This window comes from Microbacterium sp. RURRCA19A (assembly GCF_900156455.1).
Classification (GTDB): domain Bacteria; phylum Actinomycetota; class Actinomycetes; order Actinomycetales; family Microbacteriaceae; genus Microbacterium.
The window spans coordinates 25,905-47,050 of the sequence record NZ_FTNQ01000001.1; the positions used below are offsets into that span (position 1 = coordinate 25,905).

Below are 21,146 nucleotides of genomic sequence, written 5' to 3' on the forward strand. Positions count from 1 at the left end.
CGCCGACGGGCTGTGGAGGCGCGTCGCCTCGGATATGCTGGCGCCCACAAGTCCACACCGGCCCCATGATCGATGCGGGAGAGCTCCGGCGAACGCAGCCGGGCACCGAAGGAGCAAGCCTCCCCGCCAATCTCTCAGGTACGCGTACCGCGTCGATCGGGCCACTCTGGAAAGAGACCCGGGTGCAACCGGCCGGGTCCGCCGACGGTGAAAGCCCGCGTCCCCGCGACGCCCGGGCGAAACTCTCAGGTTCATGACAGAGGGGGAGTTCTCAGGCGTCGACCGGCGCCTGACCGTCCTTGCGAACGGCAGAACTCATGACCGACACCCCCGCTCCACCGCGCTCGTCCCCGCTGCACGATCGACACGAGACCCTCGGGGCCTCGTTCACCGACTTCGGCGGCTGGAACATGCCCGTGCGGTACACCTCGGACCTCGCCGAGCACCGTGCCGTCCGCGAGGCCGCCGGCCTGTTCGACATCTCCCACATGGCCGAGTTCTGGGTGCACGACGGTCACGCTGCGGAGTTCCTCGACTACGCGCTCGCCGGCCGCGTCTCGACGATGAAGATCGGGAAGGCCAAGTACTCGCTCGTGCTCGCGGAATCCGGCGGCATCGTCGACGACGTGATCGTCTACCGCACGGGCGAGCAGTACTACCTCGTCATCGCGAACGCGGGCAACCGCGACGCGGTCGCCGCCGCGTTCGCGCGGGCGCGGGAGACCTGGCCGGCCGCACCGGCATCCGCGGACGGATATCCGACGGTGAAGGACGTCACCGACCACGTCGCCCTCATCGCCCTGCAGGGGCCCCGCGCCCGTGGCATCCTCGAATCCGTTCCCGCGGTCACCATTCTGGGCACGCCGCTGGACGAACTCGGCTACTACGCCTTCACCGAGGGGACCTTCGACGGGGACTCGCTCTTCGTCGCGCGCACCGGGTACACCGGCGAGGACGGGTACGAACTGCTCGTGCCCGTGGATCGTGCCGCCGACCTGTGGGACGCCGTCCTGGCGGCCGGGGCCCCGGCGGGTCTGATCCCGTGCGGCCTCGCCGCCCGCGACACCCTCCGGCTCGAGGCCGGGATGCCCCTCTACGGTCACGAGCTGTCGCTCGACGTGGTTCCGGCGCAGGCGGGGCTCGGCCGTGTCGTCGCCGCGGACAAGCCCGCGTTCGTCGGTGAGGACGGCCTCGCCGCGGCCCCCGCGGACGCCCCGGTGCTCGTCGGCCTCGTCTCGGAGGGCAAACGTGCCGGCCGTGCCGGTTACGCGGTCCTCCACGGCGACGACGTCGTCGGCGAGATCACCAGCGGGGCCCTCAGCCCCACCCTCGGCCACCCGGTGGCCATGGCCTACGTCTCCCCGGCCGCGGCCGAACCCGGCACCACCCTGACCATCGACGTCCGCGGTACACGCATCCCCGCGACCGTCACCGCCCTTCCCTTCTACCGGAGGAACGCATGACCGACCTGACCGCACTCCGCTACACCTCCGAGCACGAATGGATCGCCGTCGACGGCGAGGTCGCGACCGTCGGCATCACCGACTTCGCGGCCGAGAAGCTCGGTGACGTGGTGTTCGTCGAGCTCCCCGCCGCCGATGCCGCCGTCGCCGCCGGCGACGTGTGCGGCGAGATCGAATCGACCAAGTCGGTGGGCGAGCTCTACGCCCCGCTGAACGGCACCGTCGTCGAGGTCAACGACGCCGTCGTCGACGACCCCTCTCTCGTCAACGCCGACCCGTTCGGAGACGGCTGGCTCATCAAGATCCGCCTCGACGGCGACCTGCCCGGCGACCTGCTCGACCGCGCCGCGTACGAGGACCTCACCGCATGAGCCTGACCACAGCCCCCCGGACGGATGCCACGGCCCCCGCCGCGTTCACCGATCGCCACATCGGCATCGGCGCCCACGACCGTGCGCACATGCTCGAGGTCGTCGGGTACGACAGCGTCGAACAGCTCGTGCAGACCGCCGTTCCGGCATCCATCCACGTCCGACCCCGCGAGACGAGCGAGCTTCCGCCCGCCGCCACCGAGGCCGAGGCGCTGGCCGAACTGCGGGAACTCGCCTCGGCGAACCGCTCGGCGCGCCCGATGATCGGCCTGGGCTACTACGACACGTTCACGCCCTCGGTGATCCAGCGGAACGTGCTGGAGAACCCCTCGTGGTACACCGCCTACACGCCGTATCAGCCCGAGATCTCGCAGGGGCGCCTCGAGGCGCTCATCAACTTCCAGACCATGGTCACCGACCTCACGGGGCTCGCCACGGCGAACGCGTCGATGCTCGACGAGTCCACCGCGGTCGTCGAGGGAATGCTCGTCGCCCGCCGTGCGTCCAAGGCGAAGACCGACGTCTTCCTCGTCGACGCCGATGCCCTGCCGCAGACCAAGGCCCTTCTGGCGCACCGTGCCGCCGCCGTGGGCATCGAGCTGGTCGAGACGTCGTACGACGGGGAGATCCCCGAGAGCTTCGGCGCCTTCGTGCAGTACCCCGGCGCCACCGGCCGCGTGTGGGACTTCTCCGACGTCGCGTCCGCCGTCCACCGTCACGGCGGTCTCGTCGTCGCCGCGGCCGATCTGCTGGCCCTCACGCTCCTGCGCTCGCCGGGCACCCTCGGCGCCGACGTGGCTGTGGGCACGACCCAGCGCTTCGGTGTGCCGCTCGGCTTCGGCGGTCCGCATGCGGGCTACATGGCCGTGCGCGCGGGCCTCGAGCGCCAGCTGCCCGGGCGTCTGGTGGGCGTGTCGGTCGATGCCGCCGGCAACCCCGCGTACCGCCTGTCGCTGCAGACGCGCGAGCAGCACATCCGCCGCGAGAAGGCCACCTCCAACATCTGCACCGCGCAGGTGCTCCTGGCCGTGATGGCCGCGATGTACGCGGTCTACCACGGGCCGGATGGCCTGCGCGCGATCGCGACGCGCGTCGCGCGGACCGCCGACTCCCTGGCATCCGCTCTGATCGCGTACGACCTGCACCTCGCGGCGGACGCGTTCTTCGACACGGTGCGCGTGCACGTCCCGGGGCGCGCGCAGGACGTCGTGGACCGTGCCCGCGAGCGGGGCTACCAGCTGCTGTGGGTCGACGACGCCACCGTGGGCGTCTCGGTCGACGAGACCACGACGGATGCCGATGTCGCCGCGATCGTGGCATCCTTCGGGCTTCCCGCCGAGGAACTGCCCGCGGGGGAGGCTCTCCGCGGCGTCCCGGAACGACTGCACCGCGAGGACGCCTATCTGACGCACCCCGTCTTCCACACGCACCGCAGTGAGACGGCGATGATGCGGTACCTCAAGACGCTCGCCGACCGCGACTACGCGCTCGACCGCGGCATGATCCCGCTCGGCTCGTGCACGATGAAGCTGAACGCCGCGACCGAGATGGCGGCGGTGTCGTGGCCGGAGTTCTCGCGCGTCCACCCGTTCGCGCCCGAGGCCGATGTGCACGGGTACCTCTCGATGATCGAGCAGCTGGAACGGTGGCTCGCCGAGGTCACCGGGTACGACGCCGTCTCGCTGCAGCCGAACGCCGGCTCGCAGGGCGAACTCGCGGGTCTCCTCGCGATCCGCGGCTACCACCACGCGAACGGTGACGTCGAGCGGACCGTGTGCCTCATCCCGTCGTCCGCGCACGGGACGAACGCCGCCTCCGCGATCCTCGCCGGCATGCGCGTCGTCGTCGTCGCGTGCGACGAGGCCGGCAACGTGGACCTCGACGATCTGCGGGCGAAGATCGCCCAGCACGCCGCCGAACTGGCGGCCCTGATGATCACCTACCCGTCGACCCACGGCGTGTACGAGCACGACGTGCTCGAGATCACGCAGGCCGTGCACGACGCCGGCGGCCAGGTCTACGTCGACGGGGCGAACCTCAACGCCCTCCTCGGGTTCGCCCGGTTCGGCGACCTCGGCGGCGACGTGTCGCACCTGAACCTCCACAAGACGTTCGCGATCCCGCACGGCGGCGGAGGCCCGGGAGTGGGGCCGGTGGCGGCCAAGGCGCACCTCGCGCCCTTCCTGCCGTCGCACCCGTTCGCGCAGCGGGCGGATCACGCGGGCGGAGTGTTCGACGGCGGGCCCGTGTCGGCCGCCCCGTACGGCTCGGCCGGCATCCTGCCCATCTCCTGGGCGTACGTGCGGATGATGGGCGCGGAGGGGCTGCGACAGGCGACCGCGGCGGCCGTGCTCTCGGCGAACTACATCGCCACGCGCCTGCGCGCGCACTATCCGGTGCTGTACTCGGGCGAGGGCGGTCTCGTCGCGCACGAGTGCATCCTCGATCTGCGTCCGCTGAAGGAACAGACCGGCATCACCGTCGACGACGTCGCCAAGCGCCTCATCGACTACGGGTTCCACGCACCGACGATGTCGTTCCCCGTCGCCGGCACCTTGATGGTCGAGCCGACCGAGAGTGAAGACCTCGCCGAACTCGACCGGTTCGTGGAAGCCATGATCGCGATCAAGAAAGAGGCCCTCGCGGTCGCCGCGGGGGAGTGGCCCGCCGACGACAACCCGCTCGTGAACGCCCCGCACACCGCGGAGGCGGCGGTCGCGAACGAGTGGTCGCACGCCTACCCCCGGGAGACGGCCGTGTACCCGCAGCGCTCGCTGGTGCGCGGGAAGTACTGGCCGCCGGTGCGCCGGATCGATCAGGCCTACGGCGACCGGAACCTCGTGTGCTCCTGCCCGCCTCCGGAGGCGTTCGCGTAGGTCGGACCGGGACCCGGCCCGCCGGCGCGGCGGGGCGGTTCCCGGGACCCGGCCCACCGGTATGGCGGCCGGGCGCGGCGGCGGTCGCGAGGGTTCCGGATCGCGAGGGCGCCGGATCGCGAGACTGCATCCCGCCGACATCTCCACTGCACGCTGCAGTAGAGATGTCAGGCGAGTGCAGTCTCGCGGTCGGGAGGAGCGGATCATCGTGCTGCGTCAGCGCTCGGCACGCAAGAGGCGTCCGAGTCCCGACAGCCGATGGAGGTCGGGCGCGCAGTTCGGCGTGAGGCCGGCGGACAGCAGGATGTCGCGGAGACCCGACGGCTCGGCGACGTCGGCCCACGACCAGTGCGGGACCGTTCTCGCGCCGTGGCGGCGCAATCGACGGTCCCGTTCCTCGCGCGCACGCAGCGCCGCCCCCGGATTGCCGAATCGGCCGTCGTACTTGAGGTGCCCGTCGGCCTCGCCCGCCACTCGGATGTCCGGCCACCACATGTCCGTGCGGTCGCCGTCGTCGTCCGACGACCCGATCCAGCGCTGCAACTCGGGCGCGGGGAAGCCCCACCACTCCGCAGCCGCACGGCTCACCGACTCCAACGCGGACTCCGCTGCGCCGTGGGCGCGTGCGAGCGCCCAGCGCGCCTGGCGGCGACCTCGAGCGGAAGCGCGATCCTCGTTGAGTGGCACCAACGTCGTAGCGGCGGTCGAGCCCCGGCGGATCGTTGCATCCGCCGTGACGAGACCAGCGGCCGGATGACGAACGCGCGCGATGTCGACACAGGTGTCGGTCGGTGAAGTGAGCAGTATGCCGCCCCGTTCCTCGACGAGACGGTCGGAGTGGGCGCTCGTGTGGACACGAACGCCGCTGACGCGACGCGATGTCGCCGTATCGCTCGCGAGCACGTGAACGGCGTCGATCTGCCCCACCACCGGAAGTCCCCACACGAGCGCCGCGGACTCGAGACAGAGCACGGCGTCGGGATCCCGGAGGAGGTGCGCGTGCACTCGAGCGAGATCACGTTCCCAGCGGGGGAGCGGATGCCAGTCGCTCGCCGCCGCGTATACCCCGCGGAGCACGAGCACCATCTCGCCTCGGCGGATGCTTCGCGTCGAGTGGGTCAGTTCGGTCGCCCGCAGAAGCGGGATCGGCGTCGCGCTCGGTATCGATGTCACGACCCCAGGCTGTGGCATCCACGTCTACCTTTCGGTGCTGTCCACAGGCCCGGGCTCGCTCCGTCCGCGTGTGGAGGAAGGGTCCGCCCGCCCGCGCCCGTCGCCGAGACTGCATCCGCGTGACATCTCGACTGCAGGCTGCAGTGGAGATGTCAGGCGCGTGCAGTCTCGTGGTTCCCGGGACCCGACCCACCCGTATGGCGGCCGGGGACGCGGCCCAGGGGAACCCTCAGGGTCGATTGGGTAGGGTGCCCCTGTGCACCTCGGGCAGTACCAGCAGACCTCGATGACATCGCGACGCCGCCTCGGCCGGTTCGGGATCCTCGGCGTGGCCGCCGCGGTCGCACTGGCCGGGTGCTCGGCGCCGGAACCCACCCCCCAGGAGCAGCCTCCCGCCCGGACGACGCTCACGATCGGCGTGGTCGGCACTCCCACGAGCTTCAACTCCGAGACCGCCCACGGTGACACGGCCGCCAACCGCGCGATCGCCGCCCTCATCGACGAGCACCTCGGCACGCTCGACGGCGACCTGCAGGTCATCCCCAACGACGGGCTCGGACGGATCACGCGCATCGAAGGCGATCCGCTCACCGTCAGCTACGAGCTCTTCCCCGACCGCGTCTGGTCGGACGGCACACCGATCACCCTCGACGACCTCATGTTCGGGTGGGCCGTCTCGTCGCACTACTTCGATGATGCGACCTACGACGAGGCCGGTGCGGTGGTCTCCGGTACGCGCTACTTCGAGACGGCGAGTCCGCCCGACCCCAACGCCCGGACGTCACGTCCCACCCTGGACCGCGCCGCCGACACCCTCACCCTCACCTACGACGAGCCGTTCGCCGACTGGAACCGCCAGTGGCTGCTCGACCGGCCGGTGCACGTCGTCGCGGCGAAGGCCGGAGTGACGGTGCGAGACCTCATGACGGCGATCCTGACCACGCCCGAGGGTGATCCGTCCGCGCCCGTCGCACCCAACCCTGTACTGGCCGCCGCCGCCGCCGCGTGGAACACCGGGTTCGACGCCACCGGAGGCGCCCTGGATCCGGCTGCCGCCGTGGCATCCGGCCCGTGGACGATCGGTGAAGCCACGACGACGTCCATCTCGCTCGCGCGCCGCGACGACTACCAGGGCGGCCACTACCCGGCCCTCGAAGGCGTGACGATCCGGTTCTTCCCCGACCAGGCGGCGCAGGTCGCTGCGGTCGCCGCCGGCGAGGTCGACGTCGCCAACATCGGCGACCCGGAGGCGACCGAGCTCAAGACCCTCGCCGACGCCGGCGTGACCGTGACGACCGGTCCGACGGCGCAGACGCTCCAGCTCCGGTTCGCGGACGCCACGCCGGACACGCTGCGCGAGGCGATCAGCCTGTCGCTGGACCGGGATGCCATCGTGAAGGAGGCGCTGGGAGAGGTCCGCCCCGACGCGCGGCCGCTGCAGTCGTTCCTCTCCTCGCCGGCGACGGGGCCGACGTATCGGGAGCTCACGTCGGGAAACGGCGCCCCGGGGACGGGGAGCGACGCCGGAGCGGCACGCGCGGCGCTGGACGACCGGCCGGCCGTGCTCCGTGTCGCCTACGACGCATCCGACCCCGTCTCCGCGACGGTGTTCTCCCAGATGGTCGCGATGGGCGCCGAGGCGGGCATCGCGGTACGCGCAGCGTCCACGACCGAGACTCCGGATGCCACCCTCGCCTGGGTCGGCGAAGACGAGAGTCTCTATCGCTCGGCGCGAGACCGCCTGGCCGAAGGCGTCACGACCGTCGAGGCCGAGAAGACCTTCGACAAGATGACCCGCGACACCGATCCCGTCGATGTGCTCGCCGCCGCGAAGGAGATCGATCGAGCCCTGTTCGACGCCTACGCCGGAGTGCCGCTGCTGGAGCGCACGGGAGCCGTCGCGGTCGGGAAGGGCGTCGGGGGAGTCACCTACACGTCGGAACCGAACGGCATCCCACCGTCGTTCTGGACCTGGACGCCGCCGGCTCCCTGAGCCCGCGAGAAACGCTCACGCCGACGGGCTCGGGGACGGCGACGGCGGCGCGAACACGCCCGGCCACCAGGCGGCGGCGAGGGGGTATCCGACGAACGCGATCACGTCGATGAGAGTGTGGGCCACCACGAGCGGCATGACGCGTCCCCACCGCCGGTAGCACCAGCCGAAGACCAACCCCATGACGACGTTGCCCAGGGCCGAAGGCCAGCCCTGGTAGAGGTGATAGCTGCCGCGGAGGAGCGCGGTCGACACGACGATCCCCGTCCAGGACCACCCGAGGCGTCGCAGGCGATCGAAGAGATAGCCGAGGAAGATCACCTCCTCCGTCAGTCCCGCGCGCAGAGCCGCCAGGACCAGCAGGGCGATCACCCACCACGACGAGTCCAGCGGCGCGGGCACCACGGTGATGCTCTGGCCGAGGAGTCGGCCGACCGCGTAGACCCCGATACCGGGAACCCCGATCAGGGCGACGAGCGCGAGGCCCCGCAGGACGTCCGAACCGAACCGACGGAAGTCCAGGCCGATGCGGCGGAGGGCGTTGTCCGCGGGCTCCCACAGCAGGTAGACGGCGAGGGCGACGAGCGCGAGCGAGAAGAAGATGCCGAGGAACTGGTAGACCGCGTCCCAGAACGGCTCGTCGCTGCGCGACGGGTTCAACTGCGTCTGCTGCTGCGAGATCGGCGCCCGCGTCGCGGCGCGGATGAACGCGACGACGGAGTAGATCGCCGATTGGCCGACGCTCACCAGGAGGACGAGCACGATCTCCCACGGGAGCCTTCGACGGCGGAAGGCGTCTTGTTCGATTCCGGGATCGGATACGCCCAGGGTGCGCGGCATGTTGTCAGATTGCCACATGTAGCGGGCTTCGAATTAAAGGTATGTAACGGTTTCCCCAGGAGTTTTGACCAACGCAGAGCGTTTACCTATCGTTTCCGTATCCACGGCCCCCCGCTGTCCCGGCAGTTCGGGGTGCCGTCAAACCTTGCACAGGAGGCAAAGTGTCTGAAAAGACTCGGCGCACGCGCGCCCTGGCGGCGGGAGCAGGTGTCGCCGTTGCGGCGCTCGCGCTCGCCGGCTGCACCACCACCGCCACGCCCGACGCGGGCGCGAGCAGCGGTGGCACCATCACCATCGCCACGACCAACGCGTTCACCTCGTTCAACGGCGACACCCCCGAGGCGAACCTGGACACCAACGGCATGGTGGGCTACCTCACCGGTGTCAGCGGCGGCCTCGGTCTCGGCGGCTTCCAGCGCCTCGACAAGGACTTCAGCGTCCTCGACAACACCGACTTCGGTACCTACGAGAAGGTCTCCGACGACCCGCTCACGGTGAAGTACACGATCAACGAGGGCCTCACCTGGTCCGACGGCGAGCCCATCAACGCCGACGACATGCTCGTCAACTGGGCCATCAACTCGGGCTACTACGACGACGCCAAGCTCGACCCCGCCTCGGGCGAGGTCACCAACGGCGGCACCCAGTACTTCACGCTCGCCGGCTCCACCGCGGGCCTGGACACCACGGCGTTCCCGACGATCAGCGACGACAACATGTCGATGACCCTCGTCTACTCGAAGCCCTTCGTGGACTACGAGCTCGTCAACCCCATCGGCAAGCCCGCCCACGTGCTCGCCGAGAAGGCCGGCGTCTCCGAGGCCGACTTCATCCAGCTCCTGAAGGACACCCCCAAGGGCAACCCCGACGCCCCCGTCGCCCCCAACGCGACGCTGAAGGCCGCGGCGGACTTCTGGAACACGGGCTACGACGTCACGGCCATGCCGACCGACCAGAGCCTCCTCGTCGCGAGCGGTCCGTTCATCGTGACCGACTTCACCCCCGAGCAGAGCATCACGCTGGGGAAGAACCCCAACTACAAGGGCAGCATGTCGCCCAAGTACGACCAGCTGATCATCCGCTTCATCGGTGACGCCAACGCGCAGGTCACGGCCCTCCAGAACGGCGAGGTCCAGGCCATCCAGCCGCAGGCCTCCGCCGACACGCTGACGGCGCTCGAGAACGCCAACGCGAAGGTCCACTCCGGCAGCCAGCTCGCCTACGACCACGTCGACCTGAGCTTCGGCGGCGTGTTCGCCGACGCGAACGTCCGCGAGGCGTTCCTCAAGACGATCCCGCGTCAGCAGATCCTCGACTCGATCGTCAAGCCGGTCAACCCGGACGCCGAGGTGCTGAACTCGCAGATCTTCCTGCCGACCGACGGTGACCAGTACACCACCGCCGTCGCGGCCAGCGGCTACGACAAGTTCACCGAGCCGGACATCGAGGGCGCGAAGGCACTGCTCGCCGGTGCGACCCCGACGGTCCGCATCCTCTACAACACCAACAACCCCAACCGTGTCGACAGCTTCCGCGCCATCCAGCAGTCGGCGCAGCAGGCCGGATTCAACATCGTGGACGCCGGCTCGCCCGACTGGAGCTCGCTCCTGGGCAGCGGCAGCTACGACGTCTCCATCTTCGGATGGGTCTCGCCCGGTGCCGGTAACGCGGCCCTCCCGCAGATCTTCAAGAGCGGCGGCGGCGGAAACTACAACAACTACAGCAACGCGACCGTCGACACCCTCGTCGACGAGAGCCAGGTCTCGCTCGACCCGGCCGAGCTCGCCGACATCAAGGTGAAGATCGACGCAGAGACGGCGAAGGACTTCTACGGTCTGCCGCTGTTCCAGTCGCCCGGTCTCTTCGCTGACAACGGGTCCATCACGGGCGTCGACTACTTCGGCGGCCAGACGGGCATCGTGTGGAACGCGCAGGAGTGGACGCTGGCGGGTTGATGACCCGCTGATCCCTCGTGAGGCGCCGGAGTCGCTCGGCTCCGGCGCCTCACTTCGTCTGCGCGCGGTGCGCCCCACCCCCGCGCACGCGCGACTATCCTTTCCTGGGCGCCTACAGGCGTCCGTCACCCGATCGAAAGAAGTCCTCCCGCGATGGTCGGATTCATCCTCAGGCGCATCGCCGTCTCGATCCTGGTCCTCCTGGCTGCGTCGTTCATCATGTACGTGCTGGCCGCCAACTCCGGCGACCCCCTGCAGGACCTGCGCGACAGCTCCGCCGCCAACCGCGATCAGCTCATCGCCGCGCGTGTCGCGGCCCTCGACCTGAACGTCCCCGTTCCCCTGCGTTACTTCCTCTGGCTCGGAGGCGCCGCCGGCTGCCTCATCCCGTTCGCCGGTACGTGCAACCTCGGTCTCACGATCTCGAACGCCGCCGTCCTCGACATCCTTCCGACCGCGATCGGGTCGACCCTCCAGCTCGTCACAGCGTCGTTCGTGCTGGCCATCGTCCTGGGCATCGTGGTCGGTGTCGTCTCCGCTCTGCGTCAGTACAGCGGATTCGACTTCGGGATCACCCTGCTGAGCTTCTTCCTCTTCTCGCTCCCGTCGTTCCTCGTCGCCGTGCTCCTGAAGGAGTTCCTGGCACTGGGCTTCAACAACTTCCTGGAGTCCACGACCGCCATCCCGGTCTGGCTCATCGTCGTGCTGGGCGTGGTCATGGCCGTCGTCTGGCAGGCCATGATCGGGGGAGACGCCCGTCGGCGGCTCATCGTCGCGGGTTCCGCGGGCCTCGCGACCGTCGCCCTGCTGGTGTACTTCAACCTGACCGACTGGTTCCGCAACCCGGGCCTCGGCCCGGTCGGCCTCCTACTGCTGATCGCCGGCATCGTCGTGATCACGACCGCGCTGATCGCGGGTCTGCAGAACCGCCGGGCGCTCGTCGTCGCGGCCCTCAACGGTGCGATCGCCTACGTCTGCTACTTCGCCCTGCAGGGCCTGTTCGACATCTCGACCTTCGCGACGATCATCATCCTGGGCGTCGTCGCGGTGGCCGTCGGGCTCGTCTCGGGCTACGTCCTCGGTGCTCCGGACCGCGGCATGGTCGCGCGTATCGGCGCTCTCGTGGCGTTCCTCTCCGGCGCGCTCGTCGTGCTGGACCGCTACATGCAGTCGTGGCCGCAGTACGTCAACAACCCGCGCATCAACGGCCGGCCGATCGCCACCGTGGGCGCGGCCACCCCGGGATTCAGCGGTGACATGTGGATCACCGGCATCGACACGTTCACTCACCTGTTGCTGCCGACGATCTCCCTGCTGCTGATCTCGTTCGCCGGGTACACGCGCTACGCGCGTGCCGGGATGCTCGAGGTGATGAACCAGGACTACATCCGCACGGCACGGGCCAAGGGCCTGCCCGAGCGGACCGTCATCCTGCGCCACGGCCTCCGGAACATGCTGATCCCGATCGTGACCCTCGTCGCGACCGATGTCGGCGCGCTCCTGGGTGGCGCCGTCATCACCGAGCGGGTCTTCGCGATCTCGGGCATGGGGGCGTTGTTCGTCACGTCGATCCAGCGCGTGGACGTGAACCCCGTGATGGGCTACTTCCTCGTCATCGCCATCACGGCGATCGTCTTCAACTTCCTGGCCGATCTCGCCTACGCCACGCTCGACCCCCGCGTGCGAGTGGTCGCATGATCGCCGCCGTCCGAACCCCGGAGGTCTCCCGATGACCCAGATGCTCCCCGAGCCCGCCCACGTCGACGCGCCGCCGCCATCCGACGAGCGCCACACCGTCGGCGTCAGCCAGGGACGCCTCATCCTGCGGCGTTTCCTCTCGAACAAGGTCGCCGTCGTCTCCGGCATCCTGTTCGTGCTCCTCGCGATCTTCTCGATCTCGGCGATCGGCCTCGGGCCCATCCCCGGCTGGTGGAAGCACGACTACACCTCGCTCAACCCGCAGAACGACGGCGGAGCGCCGACGCTCACGCTGTGGCCGTTCTCGTTCGGCGAGCACCCGTTCGGTCAGGATCGCATCGGCATCGACTATTTCGCGATGACGATGCGCGGCATCCAGAACTCGATCCTGGTGATGATCATCATCAGCGTCGTGGGAACCGCCGTCGGCACCGTCATCGGCGCCCTCGCCGGCTACTACCGCGGGTGGATCGACGCGGTCCTGATGCGCATCACGGACGTGTTCATCGTCATCCCGATCATCGTGATCGGCGCCGTCGTCGGTCGTGCGACCGGTGGTCTCGGCGTGATCCCGCTGGCGTTCTTCCTCGCCATGGTGTCGTGGACGACGATCGCCCGCCTCGTGAGAGCGGAGTTCCTGTCGCTGCGCGAGCGCGAGTTCGTCGAGGCCGCCCGTGTGGCCGGGGCCAGCGACGCCCGCATCATCTTCAAGCACATCCTGCCGAACGCCATCGGCGTGGTCATCGTGGCGGCGACGCTGCTGGCCGCCTCCGCCATCCTCCTCGAGACGGCGCTGAGCTACCTGCAGCTCGGCGTGCGCCCGCCGGACGTGTCGCTCGGCCTGATCATCTCCGACAACCAGTCGGCGTTCCAGACGCGGCCGTGGCTGTTCTGGTGGCCGGCCGTGTTCATCGTGCTGCTCGCTGTCTTGGTGAACTTCGTCGGCGACGGCCTGCGTGACGCGTTCGATCCTCGCCAGAAGCGGTTCTCGCTGCGCCGCACGAAGGAGCAGGCCGCCCCGTCGACCACCGCTCCCGCCAGCGTCGAGGGACGCACGCACCCGGAGACGCCCTCGTCATGACGACGGGCATCCTCGCGATGTCAGCCCAGGACGATCGCCAGCACGACGCCGGCCGCCCCCGCGGCCAGCAGCAGCAGGTTGTCGACTCGCGGGCGGACACGCACGGGAACCGTCTCGGCGATGCCGGCCTCGACACGGCCGGCATCGCGCAGGGCGTGCCAGCGGTCGCGCACCAGCGCCGCCGCCCGGCCGGAGTCGGTCGTGGGCAGCTCTCCCGGACGCGTGCCGGGGGCGGTCACGCCCTCGCTCCGGCGGTGCGCCCGCGCGGCGCGCAGCGAGCCGGTGGCACCGGGCGCGGGTGCGGCGGTCACGCCGATGCGTCGGCCCGGCGTGTGCAGCTGGAGCGAGTAGCGCGTGTCGACGTGGATGAGTGCGGCCCACGGCACCTCGTACGCGAGCGCGATGTTGTCGACCCGGACGCCGTCGTCGTCGACGCTGACCGCGGGCGACCACAGGATGCCGTAGACCAGCGCTGCGCAACCGAGCGCGCCGACGATGACCAGGACGGGCGACACGGTCGCCGCGGGAACGGCCAGCAGGCCGATCGCGGCCACGGCGATCAACGCCCACAGGATGCCGCACAGGATGCGGGTGAACGTCGAACGGAACGTCTGGCGTGGCATCCCCCGATTCTTTCATTCCCCGATCACTCACTCCCGCTGTGCGGGACGGAGAGGACAGCCTCATGAGCACGACCGAGAACACGGGCGTTCCTGCGCTCGAGATGACCGACGTCAGCGTCGACTTCGCGGTGGACGATGTCTGGGTCCCCGCGGCGAAGAACCTCACCTACTCCATCGCCCGTGGTCAGGTCGTCGCCGTCGTCGGCGAGTCCGGGTCGGGCAAGAGCGTGAGCTCGATGGCGGTGCTCGATCTTCTGCCGCGGAACAGCCGCGTGCGCGGAAGCATCAAGGTCAACGGCCGCGAGGTCACCACGCTCAGCACGAACCAGATGCGGCAGCTGCGTGGCCCCGAGGTCGCGGCGATCTTCCAGGAGCCGATGACGGCGCTGAACCCGGTGCTGACGGTGGGATCGCAGATCATCGAGGCGCTGCGCGCGCACACGACGATGGCGCCGTCCGAGGCGAAGTCGCGGGCGCTGGAGCTGTTGGACATGGTCGGGCTGCCCGACCCGCAGAAGGCGTTCGCGTCGTACCCCCACCAGCTGTCGGGCGGTCAGCGCCAGCGCGCGATGATCGCGCAGTCGATCAGCCTGGAGCCCGCGCTCCTCATCGCCGACGAGCCGACCACGGCCCTCGACGTCACGGTGCAGGCCGAGATCCTCGACCTGATCCGCGACCTCCGCGACCGCCTCGACTCCGCCGTGCTGCTGATCACGCACGACATGGGTGTCGTGGCGGACCTCGCCGACTGGATCGTCGTGATGAAGGCGGGCGAGGTCGTCGAGCAGGGTCCCGCCGCGCGGGTGCTCGGCGATCCGCAGGACGCCTACACGAAGGAGCTGCTGGCATCCGTCCCCCGTCTGGGCGAGACGCTCGAGGGAGAGGCCACCGTCGACGTCGTCGAGTCGCTGGCCGCGGCCGTGGCGAGCGGACCGGCCCGTACCGAGACGCTCCGTCTGGCCGCCGAGGCGCCGGAGATCGCACATCCCGTGCTCTCGCTCGAGAACGTGTCGATCGAGTACGGCAAGAAGGGCCGGGTCGCCGCTTTCCGTGCCGTCGACGACGTCACGCTCGGCATCGCCGAGGGCGAGATCGTGGGCCTGGTCGGCGAGTCCGGTTCGGGCAAGTCGACCATCGGTCGCGCGGCGATCGGGCTCCAGCCGATCGCCGACGGGCGTCTGATCGTCGACGGCGTCGACATCTCCAGCGGCTCCCGCAAGCTCATCAAGTCGCTCCGCCGCCGCGTCGGCATCGTGTTCCAGGACCCGTCGTCGTCGCTGAACCCGCGCCTGCCCATCGGCGAGTCGATCGGGGAGCCGCTCTTCCTCGCGGGCGAGGCGAAGGGCGCGGCCCTCGACGCCCGCGTCGAGAAGCTCCTCGACGAGGTGCGCCTCCCGCGCAGCTACCGCAACCGCTACCCGCACGAGCTCTCCGGCGGTCAGAAGCAGCGTGTCGGCATCGCGCGCGCGCTCTCGCTCCAGCCGCGTCTGCTCGTCGCCGACGAGCCCACGAGCGCACTGGACGTGTCGGTGCAGGCGCGCGTGCTCGAGCTGCTCAGCGAGTTGCAGCAGGAGCACCGGTTCGCCTGCCTGTTCATCAGCCACGACCTGGCCGTGGTGGATGCCATGGCGGACCGCATCGTCGTCCTCAACCGCGGCAAGATCGCCGAGCAGGGCACGCGGGATCAGATCCTGCGCGCTCCGAAGGAGCCGTACACGCAGCGCCTCATCGCGGCCATCCCGGTGCCCGATGTCGAGGTGCAGGCGGCCCGTCGCGAGCTGCGGCACGAGCTGCTGAAGAACACCCCGGCGTCCTGACCCGGCGTCTCGAGGGGCGGCATTCCTGAGGGGATGCCGCCCCTTTCGCGTCCACTGCCGGGAGTTCGGCGGGCGCCCGGTAGACTGGGGTGGCCCGATTCCGGGCGCCACCCCGAATTTTCCTGGAGACCCTCCATGGCGCACGCCCTTCGTCCTGACCTCCGTAACGTCGCGATCGTCGCGCACGTCGACCACGGCAAGACGACCCTCGTCGACGCCATGCTCCGCCAGACCGGCTCGTTCGGCGACCACGCGCACGTCGAGGAGCGCGCGATGGACTCGAACGATCTCGAGCGCGAGAAGGGCATCACGATCCTCGCCAAGAACACGGCGATCACGTACAACGGCGTCCACGCCGACTCTCCGGTGACGATCAACGTCATCGACACCCCCGGTCACGCCGACTTCGGCGGCGAGGTCGAGCGCGGCCTGTCGATGGTCGACGGCGTCGTGCTGCTCGTCGACGCGTCCGAGGGTCCGCTCCCGCAGACCCGCTTCGTGCTGCGCAAGGCCCTCGAGGCCAAGCTCCCCGTCATCCTGCTCGTCAACAAGACCGACCGTCCCGACGCGCGGATCGCCGAGGTCGAGGAAGAGGCGCACGACCTGCTGCTGGGCCTGGCGTCCGACCTCGTCGACGACGTCCCCGATCTCGACGTCGACGCGCTGCTCGACGTTCCCGTCGTGTACGCCTCGGGCCGCGCGGGAGCAGCGTCCCTCAACCGTCCCGACAACGGCGCGCTGCCCGACAACGATGACCTCGAGCCGCTGTTCGGTGCGATCCTCGAGCACGTTCCGGCGCCGTCGTACGACGACGAGGCTCCGCTGCAGGCCTGGGTCACCAACCTCGACTCGAGCCCGTTCCTCGGTCGCCTCGCCCTGCTGCGCGTGTTCAACGGCACGTTGAAGAAGGGCCAGACGGTCGCCTGGGTCCGTTCCGACGGCACCACCAGCAACGCCCGGATCACCGAACTGCTGAAGACCCGCGCGCTCGAGCGCTACCCGGCCGACGACGCCGGCCCCGGTGACATCGTCGCGATCGCCGGTTTCCCCGACATCACGATCGGTGAGACCATCGCCGACCCCGAGGACGTGCGCCCGCTGCCGGCCATCACGGTCGACGACCCCGCGATCTCGATGACGATCGGCACCAACACCTCGCCCCTCATGGGCAAGGTCAAGGGCCACAAGCTGACCGCCCGCATGGTCAAGGACCGTCTCGACCGCGAGCTCATCGGCAACGTCTCGCTCAAGGTCGTCGACATCGGACGCCCGGATGCCTGGGAAGTGCAGGGCCGTGGCGAGCTGGCCCTCGCGATCCTCGTCGAGAACATGCGGCGCGAGGGCTTCGAGCTCACCGTCGGCAAGCCGCAGGTCGTCACCAAGCGCGGCGAGGACGGAAAGCTCAAGGAGCCGTACGAGCACCTCACCATCGACGCCCCGGAAGAGCACCTCGGCGCGATCACGCAGCTCATGGCCGCGCGCAAGGGCCGCATGGACAACATGACCAACCACGGCACCGGCTGGGTGCGCATGGAGTTCGTCGTCCCGTCCCGCGGTCTCATCGGCTTCCGCAGCGAGTTCCTCACGATCACGCGGGGCACCGGCATCGCCAACGCCATCTCGCACGGATACGACGACTGGGCCGGCTCCATCACGACCCGTCAGAACGGCTCGATCGTCGCCGACCGCATGGGTGTCGTGACCCCGTTCGCGATGATCGCCCTGCAGGAGCGCATGAGCTTCTTCGTCCAGCCCACCGAAGAGGTCTACGAGGGCATGGTCATCGGCGAGAACTCGCGCGCCGACGACATGGACGTGAACATCACCAAGGAGAAGAAGCTGACGAACATGCGTTCGTCGACCTCCGACTCCTTCGAGTCGATGACGCCCCCGCGCATCCTCACGCTGGAGGAGTCGCTGGAGTTCGCCCGCGACGACGAATGCGTCGAGGTCACGCCCGAGAAGGTGCGCATCCGCAAGGTCGTGCTGGACGCGACCGAGCGCGGCCGCGCCGCCTCGCGCGCCAAGCGCCAGGACGCCAACGCCTGATGCTCGAGCTGGCCGGCGCCACGTCCGATGAAGTCCGCGACTTCGTGGCGTCCGGCCGGCGCCTCGCCGTCGTCGCGATCGGCGCGCTCGAGGCGCACGGCGCGCACCTGCCGCTGAGCACCGACACGGTCGTCGCGGAGCGGGTGGCGCGCGAGCTCGCGAATCGGCACGACGGGGCGTTGCTGCCGTCCGTGGCGTACGGCGAGACGTGGGCCACCTCCGGGTGGCCGGGCACGATCTCGCTCTCGCCCGAGACGGTGCGCCTGCTCGCGATCGATCTCGCCCGCGGAGCGGTGGCCTCCGGTCTCGACCGCGTCGTCGTCGTCAACGGCGACTTCGGCAACCGACTGCCGCTCGCCGCCGCCGCGCGCGATCTCGCGGCGGAGGGCATCCGGGTCCTGGTCCTCGATCATCCGGGGCTCGCGGAGGCGGCGGATGCCGTCCGCGAGTCCGCGCCCGCCGTGCCGGGGATGCACCACGGCGAGGAGATCGAGACCTCGATGGTGCTCGCCGCCGCGCCCGACCTCGTGCACCTGGAGCGCGCGGCGCCGCAGTATCCGGACTTTCCCGTCGATTTCGGCACGCGCCCCGTGCGGCTGCACGAGATCGGCGAGAACGCCGTGTTCGGCGATCCCCGACCGGCGACGGCCGCGAAGGGTGAGACGCTGTTCGCCGCCGTCATCGCCGCGGCGTCCGTCCAGGTGGAGCGGTTCCTCGCGGGCTGAGGCTCAGGGCGCGTAGTCCTGCACGCGCCGTCCGTGCGAGCGTTCGGTGAGGGCGGGGAGCCGCTCGGACAGTTCGTCGACGGCCGCGTCGATGTCGATCGTCAGAAGCTGCCGATCGCGCACGACGACGCGACCGTCCACGATCACCGTCGAGACGTCGCCCTGGTGCGCGGCCAGCGCGAGCGAGTGCGCGACGTCGTGCACGGGCTGCAGGTGCGGCGCACGGAAGTCGATGAGCACGATGTCGGCCCGGAGCCCCGGGCGCAGGGCGCCGACGCGATCGGCGAGCCCGAAGACCTCGGCGTTCTGCCGGGTCGCGAGGTCCAGGAGATGGGCGGACGTCGCCCAGGTGGCATCCTTCGACGTGAACTTCTCGATCATGCCGAGGAGGCGCATGTTCTCGAGCACGTCGAGCGTGATGCTGCCGGCGGCGCCGTCCGTGCCGATGCCCACGTTGATGCCGGCGTCGTGGAGGAGACGCAGCGGCGTGGTCCCCTCCTGTGCGTGCAGCAGATACGTCTTGGTGCAGGACGCGACACCGACGCGGTCGGCGTACGGCTGCAGCAGTGCGACGTCCTCGGGCACGATGCCCGCTCCGTGCGCGATGATCGCGCCGGCTTCGAGGATGCCGGTGTCGTGCAGGATGCCGATGGGCGAGCGCCCGCGCCGACCGAGGCTCGACGCCGTCTGCGTGAGGTTCTCGGCGGCGTGGATGTGGATGCGGACGCCGAGGCGCTCGGCATCCTGAGCCGTCCGACGGAGATCGTCGTCGTCGACCGTGTACGGGGCGTGGGGTCCCAGGGCCGTGGTGATGCGTCCGCCGGCCGCGCCGTTCGCGTCGCGGGCGAAGGCGGCGCTGCGCTCACGCCCGGCCGCACCCTCGGACGAGAAGAAGGTCGACGCGAGGAGCGCGCGGATGCCGGCGGCCTCGACCTCCTCGGCGATCGTGTCCATGCCGAAGTAGTGGTCGGCGAACGAGGTGACCCCGGACAGCAGCAACTCGCCGATCGCGATGCGCGCTCCGAGGCGGATGTCGTGGTCGGTGAGGTTGACTTCCATCGGCCACACGTGCTGGTTGAACCACTCGTCGGTCGGAACGTCGGAGGCCGCGCCGCGGAACATGACCATCGGCGTGTGCGTGTGACTGTTCAACAGGCCCGGGATGGCGACGTGGCCCGTCGCGTCGACGACCTCGGCGCGGGCGATCGCGGCCGGGTCGACGTCGTCGTCGGGGAGGATCCACGCGATGACTCCGTCCCTCACCCCGATGCTGTGCCCGGAGAACTCCTGGATGCCACCGCGGGCGGCGGTGTCGTCGCGAGGGAGGTCGGGGTAGCCGACGGACGGGCGGCGGGTCTCGGTCACGACGCGGGCGTGCCGCACGACGAGGTCGACGGGATCGGTCACGTTCACTCCTCAGGGGTCCGGGTGCTGGCTCCGCGCACGAGCTCGGCGGGCAGGCTGGTGCGGCGGCGGGCGGCGACGCGGGTGCGACGCGCGAGTTCGAGCATCTCCACGGCTTCGGCCCCCATCTCGTGCCACGGGTGACGGAGGGAGGTGAGCGGCATGCCCTGCGCGTCGGGGTAGAGCTGCAGCAGGCTCGCGATCTGCACGTCGTCGGGGACGCGCACGCCCCGCGCGCGCAGCACCGTGAGCACGCCGGTCGCGACGTCGTCGTTCGCGCACACGAGCGCCTCGTCGCGTGCGACACGGTCCCACAGGCCTTCGGCCGACGTCACGCCGGCGAGCAGGTCGCTGCCCCGATAGACCACCGAGGTCACGGCGGGACCGGCAGCAGCGCACGCTTCGGACACCGACGCGATGCGCCGGGCGTCGGCGGGGGAGTCGGGGTCGAGTCCGATGACGGTGACGGTGCGTGTCCGGGTGCGAGCAAGATGGTCGGCGAGTACCGCAGCGGACGCCGCTTCGTCGAGGCTCACGGCGCTCGGGGTCTGCGGGTCGAGGAAGCGGCCCACCTGCACGAGGGGGAGGCCGTGGGACATCCGCTGCGCGTGGCCGCTCGCCTCGATCGTCGGCGGGCACACGATCAGGCCGTCGACGCGGCGGTCGAGGAGGTCGGCGACGCGGTCGTCGTGGTCGGCGCCGTCGGGGGCGACGTAGCGCAGCAGCGCGCCGATGCCCTGCGCGTCGAGGTTCTCGGTCACCGACTCGATGAGCGCGGAGAGGAACACCGTGGCGTACCGGGGCAGTACGAGCCCGACGCTCTGCGTGCGGCTGGAGCGCAGGGCGCTCGCGACCGCGTTGTGGCGGTAGCCGAGGCGCGCGGCGGCGGCCCGGATGCGCTTGAGCGTCTCCGGTGACACGGGGCGGGAGCCCGACAGGGCGCGGGACGCCGTCGCGGTGGAGACGCCGGCCTCCGCGGCCACGTCGGACAGAGTGGCGCGGTCGTCTCCCGGGTCCAGATCGCTCACACCGTCATGCTACGCAATCGATTGCGTCACGGTACGCGGGAAACGTGAAC

The 21,146-nt window shown here is 70.2% G+C and carries 15 protein-coding genes and 1 riboswitch; of the genes, 10 read left to right on the top strand and 5 right to left on the bottom strand.

Annotated elements, in window-relative coordinates:
- The first annotated feature begins 65 nt into the window (after positions 1 to 65).
- Positions 66 to 160: riboswitch (glycine riboswitch) on the top strand.
- Positions 161 to 317: 157 nt separating this feature from the next.
- The 3 genes from gcvT to gcvP are packed head-to-tail and all read left to right on the top strand — an operon-like array spanning position 318 to position 4,710.
- Positions 318 to 1,463, top strand: coding sequence for a glycine cleavage system aminomethyltransferase GcvT (gene gcvT / locus BW982_RS00125; protein WP_076490103.1), 1,146 nt, complete (start codon positions 318 to 320; stop codon positions 1,461 to 1,463).
- Positions 1,460 to 1,834: a glycine cleavage system protein GcvH gene (gcvH, locus tag BW982_RS00130; protein WP_076490104.1), complete on the top strand. Its 375-nt coding sequence runs from the start codon at positions 1,460 to 1,462 to the stop codon at positions 1,832 to 1,834. Before gcvT ends, gcvH begins: the two co-directional genes overlap by 4 nt.
- Positions 1,831 to 4,710: an aminomethyl-transferring glycine dehydrogenase gene (gcvP, locus tag BW982_RS00135; RefSeq protein WP_076490105.1), complete on the top strand. Its 2,880-nt coding sequence runs from the start codon at positions 1,831 to 1,833 to the stop codon at positions 4,708 to 4,710. Before gcvH ends, gcvP begins: the two co-directional genes overlap by 4 nt.
- A gap of 216 nt (positions 4,711 to 4,926) precedes the next feature.
- Here the strand turns inward: gcvP and BW982_RS00140 are convergent, their stop codons facing one another.
- A complete protein-coding gene (locus tag BW982_RS00140; protein ID WP_076490106.1) occupies positions 4,927 to 5,883 on the bottom strand; it encodes a hypothetical protein in 957 nt (318 codons plus the stop codon).
- 256 nt (positions 5,884 to 6,139) lie between these two features.
- Here BW982_RS00140 and BW982_RS00145 point away from each other — a divergent pair, with 256 nt between their 5' ends.
- Positions 6,140 to 7,876, top strand: a complete 1,737-nt coding sequence (locus tag BW982_RS00145; RefSeq protein ID WP_076490107.1) for an ABC transporter substrate-binding protein — start codon at positions 6,140 to 6,142, stop codon at positions 7,874 to 7,876.
- A 15-nt stretch (positions 7,877 to 7,891) separates the two neighbouring features.
- Here the strand turns inward: BW982_RS00145 and BW982_RS00150 are convergent, their stop codons facing one another.
- The gene (locus tag BW982_RS00150; RefSeq protein WP_076490108.1) at positions 7,892 to 8,716 is read right to left on the bottom strand and encodes a CPBP family intramembrane glutamic endopeptidase; all 825 of its coding nucleotides are present in this window, start codon (positions 8,714 to 8,716) and stop codon (positions 7,892 to 7,894) included.
- 161 nt (positions 8,717 to 8,877) lie between these two features.
- On the opposite strand from BW982_RS00150, the gene BW982_RS00155 reads away from it, so the two are divergent.
- The 3 genes from BW982_RS00155 (at position 8,878) to BW982_RS00165 (ending at position 13,450) form a co-directional block, all read left to right on the top strand.
- Entirely contained in the window at positions 8,878 to 10,671 is a 1,794-nt protein-coding gene (locus tag BW982_RS00155) for an ABC transporter family substrate-binding protein (protein WP_076490109.1), read from the top strand.
- 153 nt (positions 10,672 to 10,824) lie between these two features.
- Positions 10,825 to 12,369 carry an ABC transporter permease gene (locus tag BW982_RS00160; RefSeq protein ID WP_076490110.1) on the top strand — a complete coding sequence of 515 codons (1,545 nt, stop codon included), beginning with the start codon at positions 10,825 to 10,827 and terminating at the stop codon, positions 12,367 to 12,369.
- Between the two features lie 31 nt (positions 12,370 to 12,400).
- On the top strand, positions 12,401 to 13,450 hold the full coding sequence (locus tag BW982_RS00165; RefSeq protein ID WP_076490111.1) for an ABC transporter permease: 1,050 nt from the start codon (positions 12,401 to 12,403) through the stop codon (positions 13,448 to 13,450).
- Between the two features lie 20 nt (positions 13,451 to 13,470).
- Here BW982_RS00165 and BW982_RS00170 read toward each other — a convergent pair whose 3' ends face one another.
- Entirely contained in the window at positions 13,471 to 14,073 is a 603-nt protein-coding gene (locus BW982_RS00170; RefSeq protein WP_076490112.1) for a PH domain-containing protein, read from the bottom strand.
- A gap of 62 nt (positions 14,074 to 14,135) precedes the next feature.
- On the opposite strand from BW982_RS00170, the gene BW982_RS00175 reads away from it, so the two are divergent.
- The 3 genes from BW982_RS00175 to BW982_RS00185 all read left to right on the top strand — a co-directional run bounded on the left by BW982_RS00175 (position 14,136) and on the right by BW982_RS00185 (position 18,664).
- The gene (locus BW982_RS00175) at positions 14,136 to 15,890 is read left to right on the top strand and encodes an ABC transporter ATP-binding protein (RefSeq protein ID WP_076490113.1); all 1,755 of its coding nucleotides are present in this window, start codon (positions 14,136 to 14,138) and stop codon (positions 15,888 to 15,890) included.
- Between the two features lie 135 nt (positions 15,891 to 16,025).
- Complete coding sequence (typA, locus tag BW982_RS00180) at positions 16,026 to 17,939, top strand: translational GTPase TypA (RefSeq protein ID WP_076490114.1); 1,914 nt, start codon at positions 16,026 to 16,028, stop codon at positions 17,937 to 17,939.
- Positions 17,939 to 18,664 (top strand): creatininase family protein, encoded by a 726-nt coding sequence (locus tag BW982_RS00185; RefSeq protein ID WP_076490115.1) that lies wholly within the window; start codon positions 17,939 to 17,941, stop codon positions 18,662 to 18,664. Before typA ends, BW982_RS00185 begins: the two co-directional genes overlap by 1 nt.
- A 3-nt stretch (positions 18,665 to 18,667) precedes the next feature.
- Here the strand turns inward: BW982_RS00185 and BW982_RS00190 are convergent, their stop codons facing one another.
- Complete coding sequence (locus BW982_RS00190) at positions 18,668 to 20,071, bottom strand: amidohydrolase (protein ID WP_217693658.1); 1,404 nt, start codon at positions 20,069 to 20,071, stop codon at positions 18,668 to 18,670.
- A gap of 2 nt (positions 20,072 to 20,073) precedes the next feature.
- The gene (locus BW982_RS00195) at positions 20,074 to 21,096 is read right to left on the bottom strand and encodes a LacI family DNA-binding transcriptional regulator (protein ID WP_076490116.1); all 1,023 of its coding nucleotides are present in this window, start codon (positions 21,094 to 21,096) and stop codon (positions 20,074 to 20,076) included.
- Between the last annotated feature and the right edge of the window lie 50 nt (positions 21,097 to 21,146).

Excerpts from the sequence above, each read along its gene's own strand:
- gcvT (WP_076490103.1), top strand. The coding sequence starts at position 318 with ATGACCGACACCCCCGCTCCACCGCGCTCGTCCCCGCTGCACGATCGA.
- gcvH (WP_076490104.1), top strand. The coding sequence starts at position 1,460 with ATGACCGACCTGACCGCACTCCGCTACACCTCCGAGCACGAATGGATC.
- gcvP (WP_076490105.1), top strand. The coding sequence starts at position 1,831 with ATGAGCCTGACCACAGCCCCCCGGACGGATGCCACGGCCCCCGCCGCG.
- BW982_RS00150 (WP_076490108.1), bottom strand. The coding sequence starts at position 8,716 with ATGCCGCGCACCCTGGGCGTATCCGATCCCGGAATCGAACAAGACGCC.
- BW982_RS00160 (WP_076490110.1), top strand. The coding sequence starts at position 10,825 with ATGGTCGGATTCATCCTCAGGCGCATCGCCGTCTCGATCCTGGTCCTC.
- BW982_RS00165 (WP_076490111.1), top strand. The coding sequence starts at position 12,401 with ATGACCCAGATGCTCCCCGAGCCCGCCCACGTCGACGCGCCGCCGCCA.
- BW982_RS00170 (WP_076490112.1), bottom strand. The coding sequence starts at position 14,073 with ATGCCACGCCAGACGTTCCGTTCGACGTTCACCCGCATCCTGTGCGGC.
- BW982_RS00175 (WP_076490113.1), top strand. The coding sequence starts at position 14,136 with ATGAGCACGACCGAGAACACGGGCGTTCCTGCGCTCGAGATGACCGAC.
- typA (WP_076490114.1), top strand. The coding sequence starts at position 16,026 with ATGGCGCACGCCCTTCGTCCTGACCTCCGTAACGTCGCGATCGTCGCG.
- BW982_RS00185 (WP_076490115.1), top strand. The coding sequence starts at position 17,939 with ATGCTCGAGCTGGCCGGCGCCACGTCCGATGAAGTCCGCGACTTCGTG.